At 71.8% G+C, this 19084-nt stretch carries 18 protein-coding genes and 1 tRNA gene; 8 read left to right on the top strand and 11 right to left on the bottom strand.

What is annotated here, in order from left to right; translation table 11 throughout:
- The first annotated feature begins 1 nt into the window (after position 1).
- The 4 genes from G127AT_RS02860 (at position 2) to G127AT_RS02845 (ending at position 4055) form a co-directional block, all read left to right on the top strand.
- On the top strand, positions 2-1042 hold the full coding sequence (locus G127AT_RS02860) for a FecCD family ABC transporter permease (protein WP_210899564.1): 1041 nt from the start codon (positions 2-4) through the stop codon (positions 1040-1042).
- On the top strand, positions 1039-2097 hold the full coding sequence (locus G127AT_RS02855; RefSeq protein ID WP_210899562.1) for a FecCD family ABC transporter permease: 1059 nt from the start codon (positions 1039-1041) through the stop codon (positions 2095-2097). Before G127AT_RS02860 ends, G127AT_RS02855 begins: the two co-directional genes overlap by 4 nt.
- Positions 2094-2933 (top strand): ABC transporter ATP-binding protein, encoded by an 840-nt coding sequence (locus tag G127AT_RS02850; protein WP_210899560.1) that lies wholly within the window; start codon positions 2094-2096, stop codon positions 2931-2933. Before G127AT_RS02855 ends, G127AT_RS02850 begins: the two co-directional genes overlap by 4 nt.
- A gap of 84 nt (positions 2934-3017) precedes the next feature.
- On the top strand, positions 3018-4055 hold the full coding sequence (locus G127AT_RS02845) for an iron-siderophore ABC transporter substrate-binding protein (protein WP_210899558.1): 1038 nt from the start codon (positions 3018-3020) through the stop codon (positions 4053-4055).
- 92 nt (positions 4056-4147) lie between these two features.
- On the opposite strand, the gene G127AT_RS02840 is transcribed toward G127AT_RS02845, so the two are convergent.
- The 10 genes from G127AT_RS02840 to G127AT_RS02795 form a co-directional block, all read right to left on the bottom strand.
- Entirely contained in the window at positions 4148-4519 is a 372-nt protein-coding gene (locus tag G127AT_RS02840) for a Fe-S oxidoreductase (protein ID WP_210901775.1), read from the bottom strand.
- Positions 4519-6048 (bottom strand): dihydrolipoyl dehydrogenase family protein, encoded by a 1530-nt coding sequence (locus G127AT_RS02835; protein ID WP_210899556.1) that lies wholly within the window; start codon positions 6046-6048, stop codon positions 4519-4521. The genes G127AT_RS02840 and G127AT_RS02835 overlap by 1 nt, the downstream gene beginning before the upstream one ends.
- Before the next feature lie 22 nt (positions 6049-6070).
- Positions 6071-6919: an arginase family protein gene (locus G127AT_RS02830; protein ID WP_210899554.1), complete on the bottom strand. Its 849-nt coding sequence runs from the start codon at positions 6917-6919 to the stop codon at positions 6071-6073.
- A gap of 125 nt (positions 6920-7044) precedes the next feature.
- Entirely contained in the window at positions 7045-7776 is a 732-nt protein-coding gene (locus tag G127AT_RS02825) for a PspA/IM30 family protein (RefSeq protein ID WP_210899552.1), read from the bottom strand.
- Positions 7777-7843: 67 nt separating this feature from the next.
- A complete protein-coding gene (locus G127AT_RS02820; protein WP_244857704.1) occupies positions 7844-9838 on the bottom strand; it encodes a TPM domain-containing protein in 1995 nt (664 codons plus the stop codon).
- A gap of 128 nt (positions 9839-9966) precedes the next feature.
- The gene (locus tag G127AT_RS02815; protein WP_244857703.1) at positions 9967-10623 is read right to left on the bottom strand and encodes a protein-L-isoaspartate(D-aspartate) O-methyltransferase; all 657 of its coding nucleotides are present in this window, start codon (positions 10621-10623) and stop codon (positions 9967-9969) included.
- A gap of 28 nt (positions 10624-10651) precedes the next feature.
- Positions 10652-11470: a carbohydrate ABC transporter permease gene (locus G127AT_RS02810; protein ID WP_210899550.1), complete on the bottom strand. Its 819-nt coding sequence runs from the start codon at positions 11468-11470 to the stop codon at positions 10652-10654.
- A 1-nt stretch (position 11471) separates the two neighbouring features.
- Positions 11472-12395, bottom strand: coding sequence for a carbohydrate ABC transporter permease (locus G127AT_RS02805; protein WP_210899548.1), 924 nt, complete (start codon positions 12393-12395; stop codon positions 11472-11474).
- 62 nt (positions 12396-12457) lie between these two features.
- Positions 12458-13705 carry an ABC transporter substrate-binding protein gene (locus G127AT_RS02800; protein ID WP_210899546.1) on the bottom strand — a complete coding sequence of 416 codons (1248 nt, stop codon included), beginning with the start codon at positions 13703-13705 and terminating at the stop codon, positions 12458-12460.
- A 65-nt stretch (positions 13706-13770) separates the two neighbouring features.
- Entirely contained in the window at positions 13771-15957 is a 2187-nt protein-coding gene (locus G127AT_RS02795) for an alpha-galactosidase (RefSeq protein ID WP_244857702.1), read from the bottom strand.
- Positions 15958-16174: 217 nt separating this feature from the next.
- Between G127AT_RS02795 and G127AT_RS02790 the strand changes: the two genes are divergently transcribed.
- The 4 genes from G127AT_RS02790 to G127AT_RS16280 all read left to right on the top strand — a co-directional run bounded on the left by G127AT_RS02790 (position 16175) and on the right by G127AT_RS16280 (position 18803).
- Positions 16175-17212, top strand: a complete 1038-nt coding sequence (locus tag G127AT_RS02790; RefSeq protein ID WP_210899544.1) for a LacI family DNA-binding transcriptional regulator — start codon at positions 16175-16177, stop codon at positions 17210-17212.
- A 126-nt stretch (positions 17213-17338) separates the two neighbouring features.
- Positions 17339-17548, top strand: a complete 210-nt coding sequence (locus tag G127AT_RS02785) for an antitoxin MazE family protein (RefSeq protein ID WP_210899542.1) — start codon at positions 17339-17341, stop codon at positions 17546-17548.
- The gene (locus G127AT_RS02780) at positions 17545-17871 is read left to right on the top strand and encodes a type II toxin-antitoxin system PemK/MazF family toxin (protein WP_210899540.1); all 327 of its coding nucleotides are present in this window, start codon (positions 17545-17547) and stop codon (positions 17869-17871) included. The genes G127AT_RS02785 and G127AT_RS02780 overlap by 4 nt, the downstream gene beginning before the upstream one ends.
- Positions 17872-18056: 185 nt before the next feature.
- Positions 18057-18803 (top strand): GIY-YIG nuclease family protein, encoded by a 747-nt coding sequence (locus tag G127AT_RS16280; RefSeq protein ID WP_210899538.1) that lies wholly within the window; start codon positions 18057-18059, stop codon positions 18801-18803.
- 188 nt (positions 18804-18991) lie between these two features.
- On the opposite strand, the gene G127AT_RS02770 is transcribed toward G127AT_RS16280, so the two are convergent.
- A tRNA-Arg gene (locus G127AT_RS02770) sits at positions 18992-19064 on the bottom strand.
- Positions 19065-19084: the final 20 nt, after the last annotated feature.

Genomic DNA, 19084 nt, shown 5'->3' with positions numbered 1-19084 from the left:
GATGACGACCGCGGTTCCGCATCGGCCGGCGGTGCGCTCCGGCGGCGCGCCCCGCACCCGGCCCGCACGTCGCATCGGCGTCGTCGCCGGCGCCGTCGTCGTCCTCGCGCTCGTCGTGTGGGCGAGCTTCGCGCTCGGCGTGCGGCACATCGACCCCGGCGAGGTGTGGCGGGCGATCGTCGCCTTCGACCCCGCAGACGTCGATCACAAGATCGTCGTCGAGCAGCGCCTGCCGCGCACCGTCATCGGCCTGGCCGCCGGCATCGCACTCGGCCTGGCCGGCACGCTCATCCAGGGCGTCACCCGCAACCCCATCGCCGACCCGGGCCTGCTCGGCATCAACGCCGGCGCCTCGCTCGCGGTCGTCTGCGGCATCCAGTTCCTCGGCGTCACCTCGCCGATCGGCTACGTCTGGTTCGCCTTCTTCGGGGCCGCGGCCGCGGCCGCCGTCGTGTTCTCGATCGGCAACGCGCGGCCGGTACAGCTCGCCCTCGTCGGCGCCGCGCTCACCGCGCTCATCACGCCGCTCATCACGCTCATGCTGCTCGGCGACACCGAGACCTTCAACCAGTACCGCTTCTGGGCGGTCGGCTCCCTCACCGGGCGCGGGCTCGACGCGGTCGCCGTGCTCTGGCCCTTCCTCGTGGCGGGCGCCGTGCTCGCGGCCGTGCTCGCCCACCGGCTGAACGGCCTCGCGCTCGGCGACGACGTCGCCCGCGGGCTCGGGCAGCGGGTCGGCGTCACCCGCGGCCTCTCGGGGGCGGCCATCGTGCTGCTGGCCGGCACCGCGACGTCGCTGGCCGGCCCCATCGCCCTCGTCGGCCTCGTCGTGCCGCACGCCGCACGCCGCCTCATCGGCAGCGACTACCGGTGGATCACGGCGCTGTCCGTCGTGCTCGGCCCCGTCATGCTGCTCGCCGCCGACGTCATCGGCCGGCTGCTGGCCGCGCCCGCCGAGCTCGAAGCCGGCGTCGTGGCCGCCTTCCTCGGCGCGCCCGTGCTCATCGCGGTCGCGCGCGGCCGGAAGGTGGCGGGCCTGTGAGCGCCGCCCTCGCCGAACCCGCGGTCGCCGATACCGCCGCGGCCGTCGCCGCCCAGCGCCGCGGATCCCGCCGCCGGCTTGCGATCATCCTCGCCGCCGCGGCCGGCCTCGTCCTCGTCGTCGGCGTCATCGCCCTGCAGCTCGGCGCCGCCGGCCTCACCGTCGACCGCGTGCTCGCCGCCCTCGTGGGCGCCGGCGACGACGGCGACCGGTTCGTCGTCATGCGCCTCAGGCTGCCGCGGGTGCTCGCAGCCGTGGTCGTCGGGGCCGCGTTCGCGCTCGCGGGCGCCGTGTTCCAGTCGGTGCTCCGCAACCCGCTCGCCAGTCCCGACATCCTGGGCATCGCCGGCGGTGCGAGCCTCGGCGCCGTGTGGGCGATCCTCGTGCTCGGCCTGGGCGGGCTCGCCGTCTCCGGCGTCGCGTTCGCCGGAGCCCTCGTGATCGCCGGGCTCATCTGGGCGTTCGCGTGGCGGCAGGGCCTGCACGGCATCCGCTTCATCCTCGTCGGCGTCGGCTTCGCCTACCTGTGCAGTTCGGTGCTCGCCTGGCTCCTCGCCCGCGGCGAGGTGCGCGAGGCGCAGTCGGTGCTCGTGTGGACGGTCGGCAGCATCGCCGACATCCGCGGCGAGGAGCTCGGGATGCTCGCGATCGCCGTCGCGGTGCTCGCCCTCGTCGTCGGCGCCGCGTCCCGGCCGCTCCGGGCGCTCGCCCTCGGCGACGACCACGCCCGCGGGCTCGGAGTGGATGCCGGCCGTGCCAAGCTCGTGCTCCTCTTCGCCGCCGTCGGCCTCGTCGCCGTCGCGACCTCGGCCGCCGGCCCGGTCGCCTTCGTCGCCCTCATCGCGCCGGCGATCGCCCGCCGCCTGCAGGGCGACGGGGCGGCCGCGCTCGCGGCATCCGTCGCGGTCGGCGCCGCCCTCACCCTCTCGGCCGACGTCATCGGCCAGTACGCGATCCCGGGGCTCACGGCCCCGGTCGGCATCGTCACGGGGCTCATCGGGGCCCCCTACCTGCTGTGGCTGCTCGCCACCGACGAAAGGAGGCGCCGCGCATGACCGATGCCGTCGCATCCACCGCACCCGAGGCATCCGCCCCGCCGCCCGCTCTCGCCGCCCACGGCGTCGAGATCGGCTACGACGGCCGCCGCGTCATCGACGGCCTCGACCTCGAACTTCCCGCCGGGCGCGTGACCGCGATCGTGGGCCCGAACGCGTGCGGCAAGTCGACGCTGCTGCGCGGGCTCGCCGGCCTGCACCCGCTGGAGGGCGGGCACGTCTCGGTGGGGGAGCGCGATGCGCGCACCCTGTCGCGTCGCGAACTCGCGCGGCTCATCGGCGTGCTGCCGCAGTCTTCGATCGCCCCAGACGGCGTGCTCGTCGCCGATCTGGTGGCGCGCGGGCGCTTCCCGCATCAGGGCTGGTTCGGGCGGCACTCGAGCGACGACGACCGGGTCGTCGCCGAGGCGCTCGAGGCCACGGGCGTCGCCGATCTCGCCGACCGGCGCCTCGAGGAGCTCTCGGGCGGGCAGCGGCAGCGGGTGTGGATCGCGATGGTGCTGGCCCAGCAGACCGAGATCGTGCTGCTGGACGAGCCGACGACCTACCTCGACGTCACGCATCAGCTGGAGCTGCTGGACCTGCTCGCCGATCTGAACCGCACGCGCGGCACCACGGTCGTCATGGTGCTGCACGAGCTGAACCTCGCCGCCCGTTACGCCGACCACATGGTCGTCATGCGGGGCGGCCGCGTCGTCGCGGAAGGGGCGCCGGGGGAGGTCGTCACCGAGGAGACGGTCTCGGGCGCGTTCGGGCTCGAAGCGCGCGTCGTGCCCGATCCCGTGTCGGGAACCCCGCTCGTCGTGCCGATCGGCCGCACGCATTCGGCGGCGTGAGCCCCGCGATGCCGCCCGGCGAGCACGCGGCGCCGAATTAGCTTAGGCTGGCCTTACCCAACCCCGACCCTCGAAGGAGTCACCGTGCGTCACCGCCGTGCCATCGCCGCGCTCGCGACCGCCGCGTCCGCCGCCCTCGTCCTCTCGGCCTGCGCCACCGGCAGCACCGAGACCGAACCGAGCGACGGCCCCGCCGCCGGCGGTGCGAGCGACGAGTTCCCCATCACGATCGAGCACGCCTTCGGCGAGACCGAGATCACCGAGGAGCCCGTGCGCGTGGCCACCTGGGGCTGGGGGTCGACCGAGGCTGCGATCGCGGCCGGCGTCTACCCCGTCGCCGTCGCCGAGCAGGTCTGGACCGTCGGCGAGGGCAACCTCCTGCCGTGGGTCGAGGACGCCTACGAGGAGGCCGGCGAAGAGCTGCCGGTCGTGCTCACCGACGCCGAGGGCGGCGCGACCGTGCCCTACGAGGAGTTCGTCGAAGCCGACGTCGACGTCATCATCGCGCCCTACTCGGGCCTGACGGAGGAGCAGTACGAGCTGCTCTCCGAGATCGCGCCGACCGTCGCCTACCCGGGCGAGCCGTGGGGCACCACCTGGGACGACACGATCCGCATCACCGCCGACGCCCTCGGCCGCAGCGCCGCCGGCGACGAGATCCTCGAGGGCATCGAGTCGACCCTCGCCGGGATGGCCGAGGCCCACCCCGAGTTCGCCGGCAAGACCATCGCCGGCGTCTGGGACGGCGACGGCGTCATGAGCGTCTACACCGAACTCGACCCGCGCGTCGGCATCCTCACCGAACTCGGCCTCGAGATCGCCCCGGCCGTCTCCGAACTCGACACGAGCAAGGGCGGCTTCTACTACGACCTGAGCTACGAGAAGATCGACGCCATCGACGCCGACGTCGTCATCAGCTACCACGCCGACGAGGCGGCCGCGAAGGAGTTCCTCGAGAAGCCGGCCCTGCAGGTGATCCCGGCCGTCAAGGCCGGCCGCGTCGCGCAGGTCTACGACCCGGTGACGGTCTCCTCGGTGTCGCCGCCGACGGCGCTCACCTTCGACTGGGACGGCGGCCTGCCGATCCTCGTCGACAAGATCGCCGAGGCGCTCGCGAAGTAGCGCGTGCACGAAGGGGGTGGATGCCGGCATCCACCCCCTTCGTCGTGTGCGGATGCCCTGGCGCGCGGCCCGGCATCCGCACCCGCCAACCCTCAGCGGCGACGGCGCAGGTACCCGCCGTCTTCGAGGCCGGCCTCGATCTCGAAGCGGTTCTTCAGCGGGTCGAACCCGGCGGCGAGGTAGAGGATCGGGAACAGCATCCCGTACCGCTGCCACTGCCGCTTGTGCACGGCCTCGTGCCTGAGCACCCGCGCCCCTGCGTTCCGGTCGGTCAGGTAGCAGCCGCCGACGCATGATCCGCCGCGTCGGAACGCCCACGACGGCATCCCGCGGAACACCCACAGGCCCTCGCGCCGCTCGAGCGGGCCCGTGCTCAGCAGGAACCCCCAGGTGAACCCGACGGCGGTCGCATACGCGTAACCGAGGCGGCTGATCCATGAGTCCGTGAGCCGGATCCTGAGCATCACGCGTTGCCGCCGCTCGCCGCCGTGTCGCGGCCGAGCTCTTCGAGCAGCCGCAGCCACACCTCGCTCATCGTCGGGAAGGCCGGCACCGCGTGCCACAGCCGGTGCACGGGCACCTCGCCGACGATCGCGATCGTCGCCGCGTGCAGCAGCTCGGCGACGTCCTGCCCGACGAAGGTCGCCCCGACGACGACGTGCTTCGTATCGTCGACGACGAGCCGCGCCCGACCCTCGTAGCCCTTCGCGTGCAGGCCGGCGCCGGCGACATGGCCGATCTCGTAGTCGGCGACCCGCACGGCCATGCCGGCGGCCCGCGCCTCCGCCTCGGTGCGGCCGACGGCGGCCACCTCGGGCTCGCCGAAGACGACCTGCGGCACCGCGCGATGGTCGGCGGTGGCGACGTGCGCGCCCCACGGGCCTGCGTCCAGGACTGCCCGGCCTTCGGCCCGCACCGCGATCGTGTCGCCGGCCGCGCGCGCCTGGTACTTGCCCTCATGCGTGAGCAGGGAGCGGCCGTTGACGTCGCCGACGGCGTAGAGCCACGGGATGCGGTCGCCGGTGTCGACGGTCATGCTGTCGTCCACGTCGAGCCGGCCATGCCCTGCAGAGCCGTGCCCTGCAGAGCCGTGCCCCGTAGAGCCGAGCCCTGCGGTGTCGAGCCCGAGCCCCTCGGTGCGGGGGCGGCGGCCGGTGCCGACGAGCACGTCGTCGGCGACCAGGGTGTCGCCGTCGCCGAGGTCGAGCAGCACCTCGTCGCCGCGGCGTTCGACTCGGACGGCCTGGCTGTTCAGGCGCACGTCGACGCCGAGGCCGGCGAGCCCGCGGGCGACGGCCTCCCCGGCGAAGGGCTCCATGCGCTCGAGCAGGCCGTGGCGGGCGATGACGGTCACCCGCGTCCCGAGATCGGCGAACCAGGTCGCCGCCTCGACGGCGACGACCCCGCCGCCGATGATCGCCAGCCGTTCCGGCACCTCCTGCACGGCGGTCGCCTCGCGGCTCATCCAGGGGTGCGCCTCGGCCAAACCGGGCACGGGCGGGATGACGGGCTCGGATCCGGTCGCGACGGCGACCGCGTGCCGGGCGTGGATGACCGTCTCGGCGCCGTCGGGCCCGGTGACGATCACGCGCTTCGGACCGTCGAGGCGGCCGTGGCCGCGGACGAGGCGGATGCCGGCGGATTCGACCCAGGCGACCTGCCCGTCGTCGTTCCAGTCGGCGACCTCTTCGTCGCGGTGGGCGAGCATCCGGGCCGCATCGAGGTGCCCGCCGGCGGCCTCGGCGGCGCCGGGCACGCGTCGGGCGGCCCGCAGCGCGGCGCCCGGGCGCAGCAGCGCCTTCGAGGGCACGCACGCCCAGTACGAGCATTCGCCGCCGACGAGTTCGTGTTCGACGATGACGGTGTCCAGACCGCCCTGCACGGTGCGGTCGGCGACGTTCTCGCCGACCGGCCCGGCGCCGATGACGACGACGTCGGTCTCGATCTCGGTCGAGGCGCCGCCGGTGCCGGATGCGTTCGTGTCGCGTTCCATGGTTCCCCCTTCGTATGCCGCCTCAGGCGGCGGCCGGGCGCGCGGTGAGCGCGCCGATGAGCCTCAGGATGGTGGAGAGGTCGTCGCTGTCGGGCCCCGCGCCACCGGGTGCGAAGCCGGCGATCGAGGCGCCGGCGAGCGGGAATCGATCGGCCAGGGCGCGCACGAGTGCGATGAGCGGGGCGGCGTCGACGCCGAACGGCATCGGATAGCTGAGCCCGGCCAGGGCTGAGGGGTCGAGCACGTCGAGGTCGACGTGGATGTACAGTGCGCCGGCCCCGGCGGCCTCGATCGCGCCGATCGCCGCCGCCGGGTCGGAGAGGTCTTCGACGGTCAGCAGCGGGATGCCGTGCTCGCCGACGTAGCGCGCTTCTTCCTCGTCGATGGATCGCGCCCCGCCGAGGACGAGCCGCTCCGGAGGCACGCGCGTTTCGGCGTCGAGGGCGAGCCCGTCGGCGCCGTCGCCGGCGATCGCGCGGAGCGTCATCCCGCCGAACGCCCCCGAGGGGCTCGTCTCGGGCGTCTGCAGATCGGGGTGGGCGTCGAGCCAGAGCACGACGAGCTCGTCGCCGGCTCGGCGCGAAGCGTGCGCGACGGCGCCGACGGCGGCGCCGCAGTCGCCGCCGATGAGGATGACGGGCTCGTCGACGGTGTCGAGTGCGGCTTCGACGAGCTCGCGTACGTGCCTGAGCGCGCTGAAGCGTTTGACCCCGGTGCCGAGGGAGTCGCCGGCCTCGACGGGTACATCGAGCACCTGCGTGGCCGCTCGCGGCAGTTCGCCCGCGACGGCGTGTGCGCCGTCGGAGTGGCTCATGGCACGGGCCGAGCCGGAGCCCTGCCACTGCGGGACGACGATGAAACGTGCGGGCATGTTCCCTGCTGTTCCCCTTCCGGGACGGTCCGGCGGCCGGTCGCGAAGACGGAGCGGGCCGCGGAGGCGGCGACACGGCCGAGGTCGCGGAGGTCGCGCCGGGCGGGCGCGACCTCCGCAGAGCCTCAGGAGATCGCGCCCGAGGCGCCCTTCGCCTTGAGGGCGGCGAGCCGGGCATCCACTTCGGTGGTGGTGCCGACGTCTTCGAGCTCGTTGAACTGGGCGTCGAGGCTGGATGCCGCGAGCTCCGCGGCACCGCGCACCTTGGCCTCCTCGCGGCGGATCTTGTCTTCGAAGCGCGACACCTCGCTCGTGGGGTCGAGGATGTCGATGGACTTCACGGCATCCTGCACCTGCTGCTGCGCCGCGGCCGACTTCGACCGGGCGACGAGCTCGCTGCGCTTGCTCTTCAGCTGGTTCAGCTTCTCCTTCATGCCGTTCAGGCCCGACTTCAGCTTGTCGACGACCTCGGTCTGCGAGGCGATCTGCGGCTCGGCGGCCTTCGCCTCGCCCTCGGCGGAGATCTGGCGGCTCAGGGCGACCTTGGCGAGGTTGTCGAACTTGTCGGCGCCGGCGGTGTCGCCGGATGCGCGCAGTTCGTCGGCCTTGCGACTGGCCGCGAACGCCTTGTCGCCCCACTCCTTGGCGGCCTCGACGTCTTCGCGGTGGTCGTCTTCGAGGAGGCGGAGGTTGCCGATGGTCTCGGCGATGGCGGCCTCGGCGTCGGCGATGGAGTTCGTGTAGTCGCGCACCATCTGGTCGAGCATCTTCTCAGGGTCTTCGGCCTGATCGATGAGGGCGTTGATGTTGGCGCGCACGAGTTGCGAGATGCGGCCGAAGATGGACTGCTTGCTCATGAGGGTGGTTCCTTTCCCGGTGGTTCGTGGATGGATGGCGCGGGCCTGGGCCCGTCGTCGTTCGCCGTCAGAATCGGCCTCCGCTCCCGCGTCTGCCGCGCGTGCCGCCGCCGCCGAAGCTGCCCGGCGAGCGCCCGCCGCCGAAGCCGCCGCGTCCGCCGCCGAAGCCGCCGCCGCTGCTGCGCCCGCCGCCTCCGAAGCCGCCCATGGCGCCGCCGATGAGGATGCCGCCGAGGATCGCGCCGAGGTCGCCGCCGCCTCCCCGGCCTCCGCCGTATCCGCCGCCGAGGCCCCCGCCGGGGCCGCCGCCGAATCCGCCGACGTCCTGCCGGGCGAGTTCGAGGGCCTGGCCGGCGAGCGATGCGGCCCGGTCGGCGGCGCCGACGGCGGCCGAGGGGTCGCTCGTCTGCAGCTGTTCGGCCTGTGCGAGCAGGCGCCCGGCTTCGGAGAGGCGGGTGCGGGCTTCGGCGCCGACGGCGCCGCGTCGGGCGACGATGAAGTCCTCGGCCTGTTGCACCTGCGTTCGTGCGGCCGTCAGGCTCTGCCCGAGCCGGGCCCTGGCCCGGTCGGCGTTGGCCTGCGCGGTGCGGGCGCGTTCGATGAGGCGGTCGATCTGCTGGTCGGCGGCCTGCAGCCGGCGCACGAGGGCGAGCGGGTCGCGGCCGGCGGCTGCCCGGGCGGTGCGGATCGCGTCGGCTTCGCCGGCGGTGCGTTCGGCGAGCGGGCCGGCTTCGGGGTCTTGCAGGGTGCGTGCGGTCTGCACATCGGCGTCGAGGTCGGTCAGGCCCGCGTCGATGGCGCCGTCGGCCTCGCCGAGGTCGTGCTCGAGGCGCTCGACGGCCTGGGCGAGGAGGCGCGCCTGGTCGACGGCCTCTTCGGCGGCGCGGATGTGCACGGCGGCCTCGCTCGTGTCGTCCTGTTCGAGGGCGGTGCGTGCGGCATCCAGCTCGGTGCGGGCGAAGGCGACGCGGTCTTCGGCCTGCGCGGGGTTGTCGGCGACGGATGCCAGGGCCGATGCCGTGTATGCCCCGCCGAGTTTCGCGAGCCGTTCGGCGGCCGGGCCGGTCTCGCCCTCGGCGGCGGCGAGGGCGGCGGCGACCCGCTCGAGTTCCTTGGGCGCGTTCTGTTCGAGGGACCGCAGCTGGTCGAAGCGTTCCGCCTGTTCGTCGAGCGCGCGGTCGGCTTCGGCGGTGAGCTCAAGGATCCGCGTGTACCAGGCGCGGCGCTCCTCGTCGGTGTCGGGTTCGGCGTCGTCGAGGCGCTGCTGCAGGCCGAAGGCTTCGCGGATCTTGGCTTTGGCCGTCTCGATGGCCTCGGCGAACGGGGCTGTGGCGACCTCGCCGTAGGAGGCTACGGCGAACCCGAGCTCTTCCTCGCTCGTCTTGATCGCATCGTCGCCCTGCACGAGGGCGCCGCCGGCGCGGCGGCGGAGCTCGTCGAGGGGGAGCGCCGCGGCATCCGCACCCCCGGCTGGCGTCTGCTTCTTGCGTTGCGAGCGTACGATCAGCCAGATCACGACGGCGATCGCCGCGATCACGACGATCGCCCAGAACAGGCCCCAGCCCCAGCCGCCGCCGGTGTCGCCGATCGCGTCGGCCGCGGCGATCGCCGCGCCGGCCCAGTCTTCGTCGCGCAGCTTCGGCTCGATGTCGTTCTGCGAGATGCCGTCGATCTTCGCGGCGTCGAGGGAGGCCTCGGCATCGGCCGAGAGGTAGTAGGCGCGGCCGTCGACGGCCACGGCGAGGAGGTAGTCCTCCTTGCCCATGTTGTTCTGCGCCGCGGTCTGATCGGCCCATTCGGAGGCCGCCTGCGGGTTCTCGAATTCGTCGACGAAGGCGACGAAGAGCTGCCGGCCGGATGCGTCGGCGGCGCGGTCGATCGCCTCCTCGACCTCGCCGAGGCGGTCGCCGAGCACCCCGGCCTCATCCACGACGGGCGAAGGGCCGAATCCGACCGGATCGCTCGCCGCCGCCGGTGTCGCGCCGGCGGCGAGCACCCCTCCGACGGCCAGCATCAGTCCTGCGAGCGCCGTTCCGACGCCGTGACGTGCCCTCACCCGCATGTCGCCTCCTGCCGAGTCCTTCGAGTCTATGGCGGGGCGCCGACACGCGTCCATGCTCGCCGGACGCCTGCGGCGCGTCCCCCGCGTGCGGGGCGTCGCACCGCAGGCCCCGCGACGCCGGGCATCCGCTACGACGGGCGGATGCCGTGCTCGCCGATGAGCGGCACGAAGCGCACTCCGCCGAGCTCGGCGACCTCGAGGCCGTCGTCGCCGAGGGTCGCGCGTACGAGCTGCTGCCAGCCGTCGCCGCGTTCGAGCGGCATGACGATGCGGCCGCCTTGCGCGAGCTGGCCGATCCACGGCTCCGGGATGCCGGGGCCCGCCGCAGCGGCGAGGATCGCATCGTACGGGGCGTTCTCGGGCACCCCCAGCGTGCCGTCGCCCGTGACGACGCGCACGTTACCGACGCCGGCCGCCGCGAGCGCGGCCCGTGCCCGATCCGCCAGCTCCGGCACGACCTCCACCGAGACGACCTCCCGCGCGATGTGCGCGTAGACGGCCGCGGCGTATCCCGAACCCGTGCCGACGTCGAGCACGCGGTCACCGGCCGTCAGCCGGGCCGCTTCGGCGGTCAGGGCGACGATGTAGGGCTGCGAGATGGTCTGCCCCGAGCCGATCGGCAGCGGGTGGTCGGCATAGGCTTCGCCTGCGATGGATGCCGGCACGAACGCCTCCCGCGGCACGCTCCGCATCGCCGCGATCACCGCCGGATCGCGGATCCCGCGCGCCTCGATCGTCCACGCGACCATCTCGCCGCGCTCGGCCGCCCGCCCGTCGTCGCCCATGATGCCCCCTGCCCTCAGGCTACGCCGGTCACTTCTCGGCGCCCGCGAGCATCCCCTTCATGAAGTAGCGCTGCAGGAAGAGGTAGGCCACGAGCATCGGCACCACGCCGATCAGGGCGGACGCCACGGCGGCGTTCACATTCGAGCCCTGCGAACCGAAGAAGGAGGCGATCGCGGGCGCGAGGGTGCGCATCTCGTTGCCGGTGAGGATGTACGAGCTGAGCGCGAATTCGTTCCAGACGTACACCGAGGTGAGGATCACGACCGTCGCCGTCACGGGCTTCAACAGCGGGAACACGATGCGGGAGAGCGTCTGCAGGCGGTTCGCCCCGTCGACGCGGGCGGCCTCTTCGAGCGAGAGCGGCACCGCCCGCAGGAACTGGGTGTACAGGAAGATCGCCCGCGGCAGCTCGAGGCAGGTGAGCGGCAGGATGAGGCCCGCGTAGGTGTTCAGCAGGCCGAGCTGGTTGAGCAGCGAGTACAGGGGCACGAGGATGCTGAGCGGCGGCACCATCATGACGGCGAGGATGAGGAACTCGACCGAGCGGTTCAGCCTGGTGCGTCGCCGCGCGAGCGGATACGCGGCCAGGGCCGCGAGCACGCACGTGAGCACGGTCGTCACGACCGTGACGATCACGCTGTTGCCGATGGCGCGGAGCACCCCGCCGTCCTCGACGGCCGAGGAGAAGTTGTCGAATGTGACGGCGTCGAAGGGGAACCACCACACGGAGGACAGGTCGGTCTGCTCCTTGAAGGCCGTCGTGAGGGCCAGGTAGAACGGCACGAGCTGCACCGCGCAGAAGAGCAGCACCACGACGGCGATGAGGATTTTCGTCGATCGACGCATCTCAGTTCTCCAGACGCGATCGGGTGCGGTCGAACCAGAGGTTCAGGAGCACGGTGCAGGCGGCGATGATGAGGAACAGGACGAGGCCCTGCGCGGCGGCGTAGCCGGCGGACTGATTGCCGAAGTAGGTGCGGCCAATGAGCGTCGACACCGAGTTGGTGGCGTAGCCCGGCCCGCCGCCGGTGAGCACCTGGATGATGTCGTAGAGCTTGAGCCCGCCGATGAGGTTCAGCACGACGCTCGCGGAGAACGCCGGCATGAGCTGCGGGATCGTGATGGTGCGGAACTGCCGCCACCCCGTTGCGCCGTCGAGGGAGGCGGCCTCCTTGATCTCGGCGGGGATGCCCTGGAGCCCCGAGAGGTAGATGATCATCGAGATGCCGACGAACTGCAGCGAGTTGATGAGCACGATCACGGCGACGGCGAACCCGGCGTCGGCGAGCCAGGCGACCGGTTCGGCGCCGAAGGCGGCGGTGACGTCGTTCAGCGCGCCCTGGTGGTATCGGAACACGAGGTAGTACATCGTGCCCATCACGACGGGCGAGACGAGGGCCGGCAGGTAGATGATCGCGCGGGCCACGTTGCGGCCGCGCAGGCGCTGGTCGAGGAGGACGGCGAGCAGCAGCCCGATCAGCTGCTGCAGGATCGTGCTGCCGATGCCGTAGACGAAGGTGTTCACGAGGGCGGTGCCGAAGTTCGGATCGGCGAAGAGCCTCGCGAAGTTCTCGGCGCCGATGAAGTCGCGCTCGGGCGAGTAACCGTCCCAGTTCGTCGTCGCCAGCCCGATGCCCGAGATCACGGGCACGACGATGAAGACCGCGAACAGGATGAGCGCGGGTGCGTACATCAGGTTGATCGACGAGCCGGCGAGGCGCCGGCCGAACGGGCCGCGGCGGGCGGCGCGAGGCGGAGCGGATGCGCTCATGGGAGTCCTTTCCTCGCCGCGGGCCCGGGATCCCACCCGGGCCCGCGGCCGAACGGCTCGGGTCAGTCGCCCTGGCCGTACAGGGTGTCGAACTCGGTCTTCATCTGCTCGGCGGCCTCCTTCGCGGTGGCCTGGCCCGTGATGACCGAGTCGGTCGTGGCGATCATCGTCGCCCACATGCCGCTCGGCAGCGAGACGCGGTCGAAGAACGGCTTCGTGGGCAGCTCGCCGGGGGTCACCCAGGTGTCGTAGCTCGCCTGGATCTCGCCGAGGTCGGGTTCGGCATCCGTGAGCCCGGAGTAGGTGCCGATCGATTCGGAGAGCTTGGCGGCATGGTCGGGCTCGGCGAGGAACGCGAGGAGCGCGAGGGCCTCGTCCTTGTGCTCGCCGCCCTTCCACACGCCGAACGAATTCACGCCCTCGCCGCCCACGAGGTAACGGTCGCCGTCGTCGGTGGGCAGGGGGATGAAGCCGACGTTGACGTCCTCGTCGTAGCCGAGGGCCGTGGTGAGCAGCGTGGGCTGGTTGAAGGCGAACGCGGCCTGACCCTGGGCGAGCTGGAGGGCCATGTCGTCGAGCGACGCCGAGACGTAGTCGGGGTTGATGTAGCCGGCCTCGACCCAGCCCTGGATGCGGTCGAGCACCTGGTCGGTGTAGGCGTCGGTGTCGAAGTCGCCGTCGCCGAAGGCCGCGAGCTCGTCGTCGGTGAAGGCGTTCGAGGCGATGAAGTCGGCGAGGTTGGCGGGGGAGCTGCTCTTGCCCGACAGGGTGATCGGGGAGACGCCCGAGGCCTTGATCTTCGCCAGCGCGGCGTCGAAGTCGTCCCATGTCTCGATGGATGCGGGGTCGACGCCGGCCGCTTCGAGCACGTCGAGGTTCGTGTTGATGCCGGTGACGGTGTATTCGATGGGCAGGGCGTAGAGCTCGCCGTCGGCGTCGCGCATCGACTCGTCGAGCGCCGGGTTCACCTTGTCGGCCCACGGCTGCTCGGTGAGCGGTTCGAGGAACTGACGGTAGCGCAGCACCGACCATCCGTGCGTGGCGAACACGTCGGGCAGGGTGCCGGAGGCCATCTGCACCTTGAGGTTGTTCTCGTAGGCGGTCGTGGCTGCGGTCACCTCGACCTTCGTGCCGGTTTCGGCCTCGAACTCGTCGAGGAGCTCGGCGAGGACTTCGTTCTGGGCGCTGTCGGCCGTCATGTAGAGCGAGAACTGCAGGGTCGTGGAGTCGTCGCCGGCGGCCGAGCAGCCGGAGAGGAGGAGGGCGGAAGCGGCGGCGAGCGCCGCGACCGGGAGCATTCGGTGGGTCATTCGATTCCTTACGTCGACGTCGTTGGCAAGTACGGGGCGGTGCGTGCGAGCACGGGCTCGCGGGTTCAGGGGGCGTCCACCTCCTCGACCTCGAGGAGCAGGGCCTGTTCGGTGAACATCTGCGGGATCGCGATACCGGCGGTGCCGAGCAGCCGGCCGGTGGTCGCAAGGCCCTCCGGCATCCACTCGGGGGCGACGAGGCCGGCGGCTTCGCCCACGGCACGCACGCGGTACCTGCGGTCCGCGTCGAGGCCCGGCAGCGCGGCGCGGCCGAGGGGCGCGAGCGGCGAGCGCGTCACGACCGCGAGCTGGTAGCGGGCTCGGCGGCCGTCGGGGGCGACGACGCCGAGCAGCCTGGCGCTGCCGTCGGCGAGGTCGCGTCGGTGCAGCCGGCCGGTGAACAGCAGCTCCCGGTCCGCACGGAAGCGACGAACCCATTCGGCGAGTCGGTCGAGTTCCTCGGGGCCGGCGGCGGTGAGATCCCATTCGATGCCGTAGTGGCCGAAATACGCGCCGACGGCGCGGAAGTCGAGCGAGGCGGTTCGGCCGGTCGTGCGCGCGCGGGTCGAGCCGATGTGCGAGCCCAGGAGTTCGAGGGGCAGCAGCTGCGCGGTCCAGCGCATGATGTCGAGCCGTTCGAGCGGATCGATGCAGTCCGACGGCCAGAACCGTTGCGCATGCTCGACCATCCCGAGGTCGATGCGGCCGCCGCCAGAGGCGCAGCTTTCGATCTCGAGCCCGGGGGAGGCGGCCCGGAGTTCGTCCATGAGCCGGTAGGCGGCGAGCGTCTGGCGGTGCACGGCGGGGCTTCCGGCGTCGGCCGGATGCCCGGCGGCGATCAGATCGCGGTTGTGGTCCCACTTCAGGTAGGAGATGTCGTACTCGTCGAGCAGGGCGGCGAGGCGGTCGCGTACGTGCTCGTAGGCGGCGGGTTCGGCGAGGTCGAGCACCTGCTGCGAGCGCCATTCGACCGGCGGTTCGGTGCGCGCCGAGAGCATCCAATCGGGGTGGCCGCGTGCCAGGTCCGAGTCTGCGCTCAGCATCTCGGGCTCCACCCACAGCCCGAACTGCATGCCGAGCTCGCGCACCCGGTCGACGAGCGGGTGCAGGCCGCCCGGCCAGACATCGCCGTCGACGTGCCAGTCGCCGAGGCCGGAGGTGTCGTCGCGGCGACCGCTGAACCATCCGTCGTCGAGCACGAAGCGTTCGACGCCGATGTCGGCGGCGCGTTCCGCGAGGTCGAGGAGCCGGTCGAGGTCGTGGTCGAAGTAGACGGCCTCCCACACGTTCAGGGTCACGGGGCGGGCGGTGCCGGGGTGGTCGGGGCGTGCGCGCAGCCAGTCGTGGACCGAGTGCGCGAGGTCGTCGAGCCCGTCGCCGGTGCCGAAGTAGATCCACGGGGAGGCATAGCGTTCGCCGCCGGCGAGGCGGATCTCGCCCGGGAGCAGCAGCTCGCCGCCGGCGACGAGCTGGAGGCCGTCGGCGCCGCGCTCGATCCAGCTGCGGTGGTTTCCGGAGAAGCCGACGTGCACGCCGTGCACGCGGCCCGAGCCGGGCGCGAAGTCGAAGCCGCGTCGGCCGCAGCAGAGCATGGGCGGTGCGTCGAAGCCGGTTCGCCCGTGGCGGCCGTCGTGCAGGTGGATGCCGGGGGTCACCGCTGCGCGGAAGGGCGTGCGCTCCTTGGTCCAGCGGCCGGCGAAGTCCAGCAGTTCGTCGGCCTCGAGCGGCACGGGCATGGCGATCGCCGCTTCGTCGAGCAGGTATGGCGTCCTGAATCGGTTCTCCACGTCGAGCCGGGTGCGCACGAGCCCGGTGGGCAGCATCTCGACGACGAGCGCGACGGCGAGGCCGGCTTCCTCGTCGAGGAGGTCGAAGGCGATGGTGCCGGCCCCGAGGTGCACGGCGTCGTCGTCGATGCGGATGTCCGCGGCATGCGCCTCCACGCCGGTATGCCGGAGCACAGGGCTCCAGCCGGAGCCGTCCGCCCGACGGCCGGCGAGTGCCGGACGCCCCTTCCACCCGGAGGATTCGAGGGGGAGGAGGCGCTGAGCGGCGGGGATCGCGGGCGCGTGATGCGCGTCGACGCCGTGGCGGCCGAACGCCGCGGCCGCACGCAGGTCCGCGGTGGCGGGTTCGCCGATCGCGGCGCCCCAGTGCACGACGACGGGGACGCCGCCGTCGCTCCAGTCGAGCACGAGCGCACGCCCGCCGGCCTGGAGGGCGGCCCGCACGACGCGTGCTTCGAGGATCACGATGGCTCCGATTCGGGTGCTGCGATGAGTGATGCTCGGTGACTCTACTCAAGTAGATCATCGTTTGGCAAACGCAAACGATGGTCCTGCGAGCACGGGTCTATACGGGTAGAGTCGGGATCGCGGCGCCCGGTCGCCCGGCACGTCGTTCACGCGCATGCCGCCGGGCGTGCGCCACGATGTTCCCGAACCGTCCCGGACCCAGCGGAGAGCCCAGATGACCCCCACCGAAGCCGCGCGGTCGGCCACCCGCTCGGATGTGGCACGGCTCGCAGGCGTGAGCACCGCGGTGGTGAGCTACGTCGTCAACGACGGCCCCCGCCCCGTCGCCGCGGAGACCCGCCGGCGCGTCCTCGACGCGATCCGCGCCCTCGGATACCGGCCGAACGCGAGCGCGCGGGCGCTGAAGCGCGGGTCGACCCGGTTGCTCGGCCTCGTCGTCTCGGAGATCGTCAACCCGTTCCATTCGGAGTGCATCGATGCGCTCGACCTCGCCGCTTCCCGGCACGGGTACTCGCTGCTTCTGGCGAGCACGCGAAACGACGACGAGCGCGACGGACTGCTGCGCTCGACCCTCATCGAACGGGGCGTCGAGGGCATGATCTTCCTCTCGGTCTTCCCCGACGAGCGCCGCGGCGCCGGCGAGCCGGAACCCGACGCGCACGTGCCCCGATTGATCCTCGATCGCGCAGCCCCGGTGCAGGGCTTCGCGACCGTCGGCGCCGACACGGCCGGCGGTGCCGAGCGTGCGACGGAGCACCTGATCGCGCACGGCCATCGCCGCATCGCGTTCATCGAGGGGCCCCTCCGCCCGATCATCGGCGACGACCGCCGGGTCGGATGGGAGCGCGCGCTCCGTGCAGCGGGGCTGCTCGAGGGGCCGCGCGTCGTCGCGGAGTGGAGCCGCCAGGGCGGAGCCCGGGCCGCCCGCACCCTGCTGGCGTCCGACGATCCGCCGACGGCGATCTTCGCCGGTTCCGACCTGATGGCGATCGGCGCGCTCCAGGCGCTGCACGAAGCGGGCAGGCGCGTGCCCGAGGATGTCGCCGTCGTCGCGTTCGACGGCACCGCCGAGTCGGAGTTCTCGGTGCCGCCCCTCACCGCCGTGCGGCAGCCGTTCGCGGCGATGGCCGATGCGACCGTCGAGGCCTTCGCGACCCCGGGCGCCGTCCCCGGTCACACCACGTTCGACATGCAACTCGTCGTGCGCCGCTCGTGCGGCTGCCGGGGCGGCATCGACGCGACCGCGCGTTGAAGCCGATCGCTGCCGCGGATCCCGCGCGCCTCGATCGTCCACGCGACCATCTCGCCGCGCTCGGCCTCCCGCCCGTCGTCGCTGTCCGGTGGATATGGAGCCTGCGTTACATGTAACATTGGACCCATGGCTGTGCGCGAGCGAGTGAGCGAGTACCGGGCGCGGATGCGTGCACGCGGCTTCCGACCCGTGCAGGTGTGGGTCCCGGACGTGCGGACCAGCACGTTCGCCGACGAGGCTCACCGGCAGTCCGCAGCGGTCGCGGCAGCATCGCGACAGAGCGACGACCAGACGTTCATCGAGGCCGTGTCCGCACCATGGGACGACGAGGCGTGAACCGCGGCGAGCTCTGGACCGTCGCCGGCGGTGTCTACGCATCCGAGCCGCGACCTGCGCTCATCCTGCAGGACGACCGATTCGACGCGACCGACTCGGTGACCGTCGCCCCGCTCACCCGTACGTTCGTGGATGCCCCTCTGCTCCGGATACCGCTTGCGGCGACAGAAGTCTCAGGCCTTCGTGCGGCCAGTCAGGTCATGATCGACAAGGTCACCACGGTCACACGTTCGAACGTCCAGGAGCGCATGGGCCGGCTGACTTCGGCGCAAATGGTCGAGGTCGAGCGCGCCCTGCTCGCCTTCCTCGGTCTCGCCGGATAGCCGGCGGCCGCCGTGTCACCGACCTCGGCCGCACCATTCCGGCGAACCCTGAACAGGGCCTGCCGACCGGAGCCAGTCGGGCATTACCGTGGGACGCGAGAGGCCTCCGCGCGTTCGAGCTGAAGAATCTGATAGCTCCAACTCAACCTCGGAGGCCTGTTCTGCGTCAAGAACGAGGAGGTTCCGTGACTGAAGCAACGTGGCTGTATCTCTATGAGAATTGTGAGCAGAAGCGCCTATATGTCGGTATTGCAAAGAACATGAGTCGCGTCTGGGAGGGCCACAACAGTGACGCGGAAGACCTTCGTGACGCAGACGGGACCCGGATCCTTCAATCCGTGGAGCCCTTCTCGTCTCGAGAAGACGCGCTCAAGGCGGAGGCGATCGCGATCCACGTGGCGGCGCTGTCTGGCATGACGGTGCACCACGATGAAGACAGCAATGGGGAGCTGCGCTCAGCGCCTGATGGCACGGTCCAGCTGACGAACCGTGCCGGTACCGACTCGACGGCGGTCCTTGGCCCTGCGGTGAAACGACAAGACGGAAAGGTCGAGTTCACGAGTCTGACCAACACGGTCATCGTCACGATCAGAGCGGACAAGATGGACGAACGCCCTGGACCCTACGGAGGGAACGGGGGCGCCGTGTTCTCGCAGCGAGCACAGAAGTACTGGCCGATCGCGGCTCGTAAACAGCCGAGGGTGAAGCGACTCCTCGCGATCCTATCTGGATCCCACGGCGTCATCCTCGGTGACTGGGATGTCGACACCGGCGCTGACTACGGCCCTGCGAACGAGGTCATCCCTCTCAAGAATCCGAATCAGGATGACCCCCGTGGGATCAAGGGGATGCGGCTGGTCGGGGTTCGCGGGCAATCCGGCAGGATCTACTCCCAGGATCTTCGCGGTTCCGTACCCTCTCGGACTCTTTGAGCGCCGCACGTGGCGGGCGTCAATCTTGGGTACTCACCGTGGTGATCGGCGATATGGATTCGTCTGGTGTTTCGGCGAACCCCGAACAGGCCCACCAGCCCGAAATGAAAAACGGCTGACCCCGCGACATCCGCGGGTTCAGCCGTTCACCATGTCCTGAAACATCACAGTCCTGAGACATCACAACGTGCCCCCGGAGGGATTCGAACCCCCGACCTACGGTACCGGAAACCGGCGCTCTATCCCCTGAGCTACGGAGGCGCACCGCATGAGACTACCAC

It is taken from the genome of Agromyces archimandritae, from assembly GCF_018024495.1.
In the GTDB taxonomy this organism is placed as follows: domain Bacteria; phylum Actinomycetota; class Actinomycetes; order Actinomycetales; family Microbacteriaceae; genus Agromyces; species Agromyces archimandritae.
The sequence above is the reverse complement of the archived record's forward strand: the minus strand, read 5'-3'. Positions and strand labels throughout refer to the sequence as shown.